A 9,533-nucleotide genomic window follows, 5' to 3' on the forward strand; every position below is an offset into this window, starting at 1 on the left:
CGGGGTGGATGCAGATGCATATGAACATTCCGACCGCATCAGTAATGGCGAGCGCAGCACAATCCGGGCTGCAAGTCTTCAATATTAGGGAATCACGCGTAGATATGAATATTCTGGTCACCGGCGGCTGCGGCTACAAAGGCAGCGTTCTCGTCCCCAAACTGCTGGCGCGCGGCTACAAGGTGCATGTGCTGGACATCATGTGGTTCGGCAACTACCTGGCGCCGCACCCCAACCTGACCGTGACCGCCGGCGATGTGCGCAACATCGACCAGATCAACCTGGATGGCGTGGACACCATCATTCACCTGTCCTCGGTGGCCAACGATCCTTGTGGCGATCTCGATCCCAAGCTGACCTGGGAAGTCAGCGCACTGGCCACGATGCAACTGGCCGACAAGGCCGTGCGCAAGGGCGTCAAGCAATTCATCTACGCGTCTTCGGGCAGCGTCTATGGCGTCAAGGAAGAACTGCAGGTCACCGAAGACCTGGAACTGAAGCCCATTTCCGAATACAACAAGACCAAGATGGTCTCCGAACCGGTGCTACTGAGCTACAAGGACCGCATGATCGTGCAGATCGTGCGCCCGGCCACCGTGTGCGGTTACTCACCGCGTATGCGCCTGGACGTATCGGTCAATCTGCTGACCATGCAGGCCTTGGCCAAGGGCAAGATCACCGTATTCGGCGGCACCCAGGTGCGCCCCAATATCCATATCGACGACATCACCGACGTCTACCTGCACCTGATCGATCACCCGGAAATCACCGGTGTCTACAACGCCGGTTTCGAGAACATCTCCATCCTGGACATCGCCAAGATGGTGGCCAAGCATATCCCGGTGGATATCGTGGTCACTGAATCCAACGACCCCCGCTCTTACCGCGTGAACTCCGACAAGCTGCTGGCCACCGGTTTCAAGCCCTCCAAGTCGGTCGAGACTGCCATCACCGAAATCATCGAGAAATTCCAGAGCGGCGTGCTCAAGGATGAAGACCGTTACTACAACCTGAAGTGGATGGAGCAGACCGTGCTGGCTCCCAAGGCCGCATGAGCTCCGCGCAGTTGTCGGTGACCGCCTTTCAGGACTACGCTGCCCGCCTGCAGGCGGTGCTGGCGGGTTCGGATTGGAGCGGCGTGGGCCGACTGGCCCAGCACATGCAGCAATGCTGGCTGCAGGGCCGTCAGGTATTCTTGTGCGGCAATGGCGGCAGTGCCGGCAATGCCATCCACCTGGCCAACGATTTCCTGTATGGCATCGCCAAGCGTACCGGCGGCGGTATGCGGGTCTCGGCACTGTCGGCCAACGCCGCCGTGCTGACCTGCCTGGCCAACGACATCGGTTACGACCACATCTACTCGGAACAACTGGCCGTACAGGCACAGCCGGGGGATTTGCTCATCGCGCTCTCGGGCAGCGGCAACTCGGCCAACATCCTGCGCGCGCTGGAACAGGCCAGGAAAATGGATGTGCTCTCCTGCGCCATCCTCGGCTACAGCGGTGGCAAGGCCAAGGCCCTGTGCGACATCCCCATCCACTTTGCCGTGGACGACATGCAGATCGCCGAAGACATGCAGGTGATCGTGGGGCATATGGTCATGCAGTGGCTCTACGAAAACAAACCCGCAGTGGAATGAACATGTCGGAAAAATATCTCGTCATCGGCAGCAACTCTTTCTCCGGCGCCAGCTTCGTCGATTACCTGCTGCGCCAGGGGCATGATGTCATCGGCGCGAGCCGCTCGCAGGAGCCGCACCAGGCCTTCCTGCCCTATCGCTGGTCGGAGCATCAGGCCACGTTCAAGTTCTACCCCTATGACCTGAACAAGGATCTGGCGGCCCTCACCGAGTTGATCCATCGCGAAAAGCCCGCCTGCGTGGTCAACTTCGCCGCGCAGAGCATGGTGGCCGAAAGCTGGAAGAACCCGGAGCACTGGTTCGAAACCAATGTGATGGCCACCATCCGCCTGCATGAAGTGCTGCGCCAGTGCGACTTCCTGGACAAGTACGTGCACATCACCACGCCCGAGGTCTATGGCAGCACCGACGGTTTCATCAAGGAAGACACGCCCTTCAACCCCAGCACACCCTACGCGGTGTCGCGAGCGGCGGCGGACATGAGCCTGAAGACCTATTTCGAGGCCTACGGTTTCCCGGTGGTCTTCACCCGGGCCGCCAACGTCTACGGCCCGGGCCAGCAGTTGTACCGCATCATTCCGCGCACCATCCTGTCGGTACTGACCGGCAAGAAACTGCAATTGCACGGCGGCGGTCTGTCACGTCGCTCCTTCATCCACATGCGTGATGTCTCCAGCGCGACCCATGCCATCGCAAGCCGTGGCGTCAATGGCCAGACCTACCATATCTCCACCGACGAAATCGTCAGTGTGCGCGAGCTGGTCGAGCGCATCTGCGCCAAGCTGGGAGTGGATTTTTCCGCCAACGTGGAAATCGTCGGCGAACGCCTGGGCAAGGATGCCGCCTACATGCTCGACAGCAGCAAGTTGCGCCAGACCCTGGACTGGAGCGTGAAGGTCTCGCTCGACGAAGGACTGGATGAATGCGTCAACTGGGTGCAGCAAAACCTGGACGCGATGAAGGCCATGGAATGGAATTACGTCCATAAGCCCTGATAGTCCTGATCGCCCTTCAGTTGCAGCCACGGCAAATGCAGCATCGTTTTTGCTGCCCGTTTGAGAAAACGGGCATTGCTTTTGGATAGATCCTTATGGCTCCAGACATCACCTCGTTGAAGACCATCGCCAGCCAGTTGCGTGGCCGCATCATCGACAACGCCCACCGCACGCAGACCCCGCACCTGGGCTCCTGCCTTTCCTGCGTGGACATCCTCACCGCCGCCTATTTCAGCACGCTGCGCATTGATCCCTCGCAGCCGGCTGACCCGTTACGCGACCGTTTCATTCTCAGCAAGGGCCACGGTGCTGCGGCCCTGTTCCAGGTATTGGCGCTGCGTGGCTTCTACCCCCAGTCCCTGCTGGATGACTATGGCAAGGATGGCGGCATCTTCGCCGAACACCCGCCGACGCCCGACCATCTGCCCGGCATCGAGGCGGCGACCGGCTCGCTCGGACATGGCCTGCCGATCGGCCTGGGCATGGCACTGGCCGGGCGCATTCAGCAACGGCGCTATGACGTCACGGTGCTGCTCGGCGATGGCGAATGCAACGAAGGCTCCGTATGGGAGGCGGCCATGATGGCAGCAGCCCAACGCGTGGGCAACCTGATGGTGCTGGTCGATTTCAACAAATGGCAAGCCACCGGTCGCAGCGAAGAGGTGCTGGCCTTGAATCCCCTGGTGGACAAGTGGCGCGCCTTCGGCTGGGACGCTACCGAAATCGATGGCCACGACATGAGCACACTGGTCGAGCTCATGGGACGTCCGCGCGCCGCCGACAGCAAACCCATCGCCGTGGTAGCGCATACCATCAAGGGCAAGGGTGTCTCCTTCATGGAAGATGACAACAACTGGCACTACCGGATTCCCAACGCAGACGAAGTGGCCGCCGCCTATCAGGAACTGGGAGTACAGGCATGAGAAACGCGTTTGCAGACGAAATCACCAAACTGGGCAGCAGCGACCCACGCGTGGTACTGCTGTCGGGCGATATCGGCAACAAGCTGTTCGACAAGTTCAAGGCGGCCAATACCGGGCGCTTCCTCAACTGCGGCATCGCCGAAGCCAACATGATGGGAGTGGCGGCCGGCATGGCGCTGTCCGGCTTGCGCCCGGTGATCTATACCATCACCCCGTTCACCACCACCCGCTGCTTCGAACAGATCCGGGTGGACGCCTGCTATCACAACGTGCCGGTAATCATCGTGGGCACCGGCTCGGGCCTGTCGTATGCCGAACTCGGCCCGACCCATCATTCCTGCGAAGACCTGGCCATCATGCGCGTGCTGCCCAACATGACGGTGCTGGCGCCGGCCGACGAGGTCGAGCTGCGCCAGTGCCTGCGCGCCGCCCTCAAGCTCAACGGTCCGGTCTATATTCGCATCGGCAAGAAGGGGGAGCAGATCGTTCCCAAGAAAGATGAGCACTTCGAGATCGGCCGCGCCATCAACGTGCGCGCCGGTGACGATGTCTGCCTGATCGGCGCCGGCACCTTGCTGCCGACCGTGATGGCCGCCGCCGAATTGTTGCAGGCGCGCGGCATCTCGGCGCGCGTCGAGAGTTTCCATACCGTCAAACCGCTCGATGAAGCGAACTTGCAACAGGCCTTTGCCGGGTACGCAGTGGTGGCGGTCGTGGAAGAGCACAGCCGTATCGGCGGCCTCGGCGGTGCCATCGCAGAATGGCTGGCACAGCAGGAGCCGATGAAGGGACGCCTGCTGGGCTTCGGCGTGGAAGACAGCTTCATGCACGAGATCGGCTCGCAGGAATACGCCCGTGCCAAGTATGGTCTGACTGCCGACAACATTGCTGCCAAGGTGGAGGCTGCGTACCGGAAAGCGGCGGGCTGAAATGCGCATCGGTCTGGATTTCGATAACACCATCGTCACCTACGACTCGCTGTTCCACAAGGTCGCCAGCGAACAGGGGCTGGTACCGGCCAGCCTGCCGGTGTCCAAGGTGGCGGTGCGCGACTACCTGCGCGAGGCCGGCAACGATGCCGCCTTCACCGAAATGCAAGGCTATGTCTATGGGGCGCGCATGGGCGAGGCCCAAGCCTATCCGGGCGTCTTCGAATTCATCCGCCACGCCCATGCTCAAGGGGCCGAACTGCTGATCGTGAGCCACAAGACGCGCCACCCCTTCAAGGGACCGCAATACGATCTGCACGCGGCCGCCACCGGCTGGATTGATGCCACGCTGCGTGCGGCCACGGGTAGCGATGCGCTGCAGGCGGTGTATTTCGAACCGACCAAAGAAGCCAAGATCGCCCGCATCGCAGAGTGCCAGTGCGATTACTTCATCGACGACCTGCCCGAGATTTTGCGTCTGCCTGGTTTCCCGCCGCAGACCACCCGCCTGTTGTTCGATCCCGAAAACAACCATGCTGCCGCGCCGGATCTTACCCGGCTACCAGGATGGGCCGAGATCCAGGCCTTCTTCGAGGGCAGATGGTGAACGCCGGGCTGGACGCCACCCTCTCAGGCTTGCTGATGCAGGCCGGGCTGGATGCCCGCGGCCTGACACTGACGGCCATCGGCGGCGGTGGCAACAACCGCGTCTATGCCGTCGATACGGCCGCCGGACGTTATCTGGCCAAGGCCTATTTCAGCGATAGCGCTGATACCCGCGACCGCTTGGGTGCGGAATATGGTTTCCTGCGCTACGCCGGCGCGCTCGGACTGCACTGCGTGCCGCGCGCCCTTGCCTGCGATCAAGGACAGCGCGTGGGGCTGTACGAATTCATCGACGGCGTGAAGATCGATGCCGCACAGCTGCAGTCTGCCCACATTCTGGCGGCGGCCAGCTTTCTGCAAGCGCTCAATGCCGCGCCCCGTGACGGCAGCAGCCTGCCAGCGGCGTCAGAGGCCTGCTTCGACCTGACACAACATCTCACCACCGTAGATCGCCGCATCACGCGTCTGCAGGCCATCACGCCCGACGATGCGCTGGCCACCGAAGCAGGCGTGCTCATTGCCGATATCGCGGCAGTCTGGCAGCAGCATCGCAGGCGGCTGGCCGCAAGCGGGCTGCCGGCGCTGTCGGTGGCCGATCATTGCATCTCCCCCTCGGACTTCGGCTTTCACAATGCCCTGCTCAAGCCGGACGGCACGTTGTGCTTCATCGATTTTAGATATGCCGGCTGGGACGATCCGGCCAGATGATCGGTGACTTCTTCTGCCAGCCTGCCGTCCCGGTAGCGGCCAGTGAGTTTTGACGCATTTGCCGCACAGGCACTGGCCTGGTCCGATCATACAGCCGCCTTGCGCGAACGCGCCAGCTTGCTGTTGCCGGTCATGCAGGCCAAATGGTGCTGCATCATGCTCAATGAATTCCTGCCCGAGGCAGCGCGCCGTCGGCAGTTTGCCGACGCCTCGATCTCTGTGACCCAGCGCAAGCGAAGCCAGCTTGACAAGGCACGCCAATTTTTCCAATCCAGACTGGTATAAGACATGGCCTATATCGATTTCCTCAGTTCCGTTCACAAAAGCACCCAGCGCGACTACCTGGCGCGCGTGAACGATCCCGAGTTCCCCAAGCCCAAGGCGGCCGAACTGGCCAAGCAATGGGGCGTTGACTACTGGGACGGCGACCGTCGCATCTGCTATGGCGGCTACCGTTACATGCCGGGCCGTTGGGCGCCGGTGGCGCAGGCCATGATCGACCACTATGGCCTCAAGGCCGGCGACAAGGTGCTCGATGTCGGCTGCGGCAAGGGTTTCCTGCTTTACGAAATGTCGCTGCTGGTGCCTGGCCTGGAGGTCCATGGCATCGACATCTCTTCCTACGCGCTGGAAAACGCCAAGGAAGAGATCCGCGACCGCCTGCAACTGGGCAGCGCCACCAGCCTGCCGTTCCCGGATCAATATTTCGATTTCGTCTTTTCCATCACCACGCTGCACAACCTGCACAACTACGATCTCGACAAGGCCTTGCGTGAGATGGAGCGGGTCGGCAAGAAGAAGTATGTTTGCGTCGAGTCATATCGCAACGAAACCGAAAAGGCTAACCTGCTGTACTGGCAAGTCACCTGCGAAGCCTTCTGCACCCCCGAAGAGTGGGACTGGTGGTTCCGCCAGACCGGTTATACCGGCGACCATTCCCTGATCTATTTCGAGTAAAGCCCATGAGCATCCCCAAGACCATGCGCGCCGCCATCCTGGCGCAACTGCAACAGCCCCTGATCGTGGACGAAGTCGAATTGCCGCCGCAACTGGAAGTCGGCCAGGTACTGGTGAAGATCGGCGTGAGCGGTGTCTGCGGCTCGCAATTGGGTGAAATCGACGGCGCCAAAGGCGAGGACAAATACCTGCCACACCTGCTGGGTCACGAGGCCTCGGGCATCGTGCAGGAAGTGGGCCCCGGCGTGCGTTTCGTCAAGCCGGGCGACCATGTGGTATTGCATTGGCGCAAGAGCCTGGGCATCGAGTCGCTGCCCCCCAAGTACACCTGGCGCGGCAAAACCCTCAACGCCGGCCTGATTGCCACCTTCAACGAGTACGCCATCGTTTCGGAGAACCGCGTCACCCGGATCGATCCCTCCAGTGACATGGATGTGGCCGCGCTGTTTGGCTGCGCCGTCACCACCGGTTTTGGCGTGGCCGAGAACAATGCCGATATCCGACTGGGTGAATCGGTCGTGGTCTTCGGTGCTGGCGGAGTGGGCCTCAACATCATCCAGGCAGCCTCGCTGCGCTCGGCCTATCCCATCATCGCGGTGGATCTGCACGAAGGTCGCTTGGAGCTGGCCAGGCAGGTCGGTGCCACGCACCTGATCAATGCCAGCAAGGTGGACGCCAGAACTGCGCTGGTGGAGCTGATGGGCAAGCAGGGCATCGACGTCTTCATCGACAACACTGGGCAGCCTCCCATCATCGAGATGGGCTATGAACTGACTAAGGCCCAGGGGCGAGTGGTACTGGTGGGCGTACCGCGTGCGGGCCGCAATATCAGCATCTATTCGCTGCCGCTGCATTTCGAAAAGACCATCAGTGGCTCGCATGGCGGCGAGACCGTGCCGCACGTCGATATCCCACGCTATACCAAGCTGCTCGACGCCGGCCTCATCCAGCTCAAGCCGCTCATTACCGAACACTTCAAGCTGGACGACATCAACGTTGCCATCGAGCGTATGCGTAGCGGCGCGATGTCCGGTCGCTGCCTGATCCGCATGGACCACTGACTCTGCCATGCGCGCGCTTCTGCTGGCTGCCGGCCTGGGAACCAGGCTGCGTCCCCTGACTGATTTCCTGCCCAAATGCTTGGTCCCGGTGGCAGGTCGGCCATTGCTGGACTACTGGATCGAAACGCTGCTGCGCCAAGGGGTGGAGGATATCCTGATCAACACCCATTATCGTGCCGATCTGGTAGAGCGCTATATTGCCGCCAGTACCTGGTGCGACCGCGTAACGCTGGTTCATGAACCGCAATTGCTGGGCACGGCCGGCACGGCGCTGACCCACCGGCAATTCTTTGGCGAGCAGCCATTCCTGCTGGCCCACGCCGATAACCTGACCCGCTTCGATTGTCGCGATTTCCTGAGCACCCATCGGAACAGCCCCCAGGGCCCAGCCCTGACCATGATGCTCTTTCGAAACCCGGGATCCCCAATCCTGCGGCATTGTCGAGCTCGATACCAGCGGCGTAGTGCAGGCCTTCCACGAAAAACAGCCCAACCGCCCGGGCAATCTGGCCAATGCCGCCGTCTATGTCGTGGAGCCTGAGGTACTGACCTGGCTGGCGAGTCTGGGCCGGCACGAGATCGACTTCAGCACCGAAGTCATTCCGCGCTACCTTGGCCACATTGCCACGTTTGCCAACACTTCCTATCACCGGGACATCGGTACCGTGCAGAGCTGGGCCCAGGCGCAGCAGGACTTTTCCATGCCACCGGCGCAGCCTCAAAACCAGCAAGCATGGACGCAACTGCTCGCCTCACTGGGGCCGGACCTGCCCAGCTTGATGGCGCAGCTATCGGCCTCCTGAACGCAGGCAGGTGCTGCAAAACGAATATTTGGCGGGTATTTGCGGGGCCGTTTCGCGGATGGCGAGGCAAAAACGGGTGATATTCTTGCCCAATTGCCTGCCACACCGGCAGGCGGGTAGCCACCTCTTCTTGCTGTCATTTTTGCTGTATTGAAAGGGCCATGAATCCGGATCTGCGCCAATATCGCTTCCAGAATCCCGAAGTCATCTATTCGGACATGGAAGTCGTGACCGCCTCTCGTGCGGACATCCTCCACCTGGAGCAGCTATCTGCCAGCAATGCGCGCCAGCGGGTACGCCTGTGTGCGCATGACAGTCTTGAGGATAGCCTGCATGAGATGCTCATCGTCATCCAGGGGCCCAGTGCCTATGTGCGCCCCCACAAGCATCCAGGCAAGTCGGAATCGATGCACGTGATCTCCGGTCGCGTCGATCTGGTCATGATGGACGATGCAGGTGCGGTCACGCAGATCATAGAAATGGGCGATTACGCTTCGGGACTGCCGTTCTATGAGCGCGTGGACCGCCCCATCTTCCACACCCTGATCATCCGCTCCGACGTCCTGGTCTTCCACGAAGTCACCAATGGCCCCTTCCTCCCGAATGCCACTGTCTTCCCCGATTGGGCGCCGGATGGCAGTGATGCCGCGCTGGCCGAGCGTTACGTTGGGGAACTGGAACAAAGAATCAAATCTGCCACGGAAAAGCAATGAAACAAATCATCCATCGCCGCACTACCTGCCGTGCCTGCGGCAGCCACGATCTTGATCTGGTGTTCGCCTTGAAGCCTACGCCTATCGGCGACGACTATGTCACCCAGGAGCGGGTGGGCCAGACTCAGCCCAGCTATCCCATCGATATGGTCATGTGTGGCCAGTGCGGCCTGGCACAGATACCGACATCATCGTCCGA

14 protein-coding genes are annotated in these 9,533 nt (G+C 61.1%); all 14 read left to right on the top strand.

The genetic code is table 11. From position 1 onward, the window contains the following. The first annotated feature begins 104 nt into the window (after positions 1-104). Entirely contained in the window at positions 105-1,055 is a 951-nt protein-coding gene (locus I5W_RS19565; protein ID WP_017449830.1) for an NAD-dependent epimerase/dehydratase family protein, read from the top strand. Then, the gene (locus I5W_RS19570) at positions 1,052-1,639 is read left to right on the top strand and encodes an SIS domain-containing protein (protein ID WP_044530481.1); all 588 of its coding nucleotides are present in this window, start codon (positions 1,052-1,054) and stop codon (positions 1,637-1,639) included. The genes I5W_RS19565 and I5W_RS19570 overlap by 4 nt, the downstream gene beginning before the upstream one ends. A 2-nt stretch (positions 1,640-1,641) precedes the next feature. Continuing rightward, a complete protein-coding gene (locus I5W_RS19575; RefSeq protein WP_083893591.1) occupies positions 1,642-2,634 on the top strand; it encodes a GDP-mannose 4,6-dehydratase in 993 nt (330 codons plus the stop codon). A 95-nt stretch (positions 2,635-2,729) separates the two neighbouring features. Next, positions 2,730-3,557: a transketolase gene (locus I5W_RS19580; RefSeq protein ID WP_044530483.1), complete on the top strand. Its 828-nt coding sequence runs from the start codon at positions 2,730-2,732 to the stop codon at positions 3,555-3,557. Continuing rightward, entirely contained in the window at positions 3,554-4,486 is a 933-nt protein-coding gene (locus I5W_RS19585; RefSeq protein WP_017454923.1) for a transketolase family protein, read from the top strand. Before I5W_RS19580 ends, I5W_RS19585 begins: the two co-directional genes overlap by 4 nt. A gap of 1 nt (position 4,487) precedes the next feature. After that, positions 4,488-5,093, top strand: coding sequence for a haloacid dehalogenase-like hydrolase (locus tag I5W_RS19590; protein ID WP_044530484.1), 606 nt, complete (start codon positions 4,488-4,490; stop codon positions 5,091-5,093). Further along, positions 5,087-5,800: an aminoglycoside phosphotransferase family protein gene (locus I5W_RS19595; RefSeq protein ID WP_252717124.1), complete on the top strand. Its 714-nt coding sequence runs from the start codon at positions 5,087-5,089 to the stop codon at positions 5,798-5,800. The genes I5W_RS19590 and I5W_RS19595 overlap by 7 nt, the downstream gene beginning before the upstream one ends. Before the next feature lie 42 nt (positions 5,801-5,842). Beyond that, entirely contained in the window at positions 5,843-6,085 is a 243-nt protein-coding gene (locus tag I5W_RS33560; RefSeq protein ID WP_252717125.1) for a hypothetical protein, read from the top strand. A 3-nt stretch (positions 6,086-6,088) separates the two neighbouring features. Further along, positions 6,089-6,757, top strand: a complete 669-nt coding sequence (locus I5W_RS19600) for a class I SAM-dependent methyltransferase (RefSeq protein WP_017449837.1) — start codon at positions 6,089-6,091, stop codon at positions 6,755-6,757. Between the two features lie 5 nt (positions 6,758-6,762). Beyond that, a complete protein-coding gene (locus I5W_RS19605; RefSeq protein WP_044530485.1) occupies positions 6,763-7,818 on the top strand; it encodes a zinc-binding dehydrogenase in 1,056 nt (351 codons plus the stop codon). Between the two features lie 7 nt (positions 7,819-7,825). Continuing rightward, entirely contained in the window at positions 7,826-8,359 is a 534-nt protein-coding gene (locus I5W_RS19610) for a nucleotidyltransferase family protein (RefSeq protein WP_252717126.1), read from the top strand. Continuing rightward, on the top strand, positions 8,283-8,621 hold the full coding sequence (locus I5W_RS33565) for a hypothetical protein (RefSeq protein ID WP_252717127.1): 339 nt from the start codon (positions 8,283-8,285) through the stop codon (positions 8,619-8,621). The genes I5W_RS19610 and I5W_RS33565 overlap by 77 nt, the downstream gene beginning before the upstream one ends. A 161-nt stretch (positions 8,622-8,782) precedes the next feature. Continuing rightward, positions 8,783-9,334: a WbuC family cupin fold metalloprotein gene (locus I5W_RS19615; protein ID WP_044530486.1), complete on the top strand. Its 552-nt coding sequence runs from the start codon at positions 8,783-8,785 to the stop codon at positions 9,332-9,334. Further along, a partial coding sequence (locus I5W_RS19620; RefSeq protein ID WP_044530487.1) for a hypothetical protein occupies positions 9,331-9,533 on the top strand: 203 nt, incomplete at its 3' end. The genes I5W_RS19615 and I5W_RS19620, both read left to right, overlap by 4 nt.

This window comes from Herbaspirillum sp. B65 (assembly GCF_000333555.1).
GTDB classification, from domain to species: Bacteria; Pseudomonadota; Gammaproteobacteria; order Burkholderiales; family Burkholderiaceae_D; genus Herbaspirillum; species Herbaspirillum rubrisubalbicans.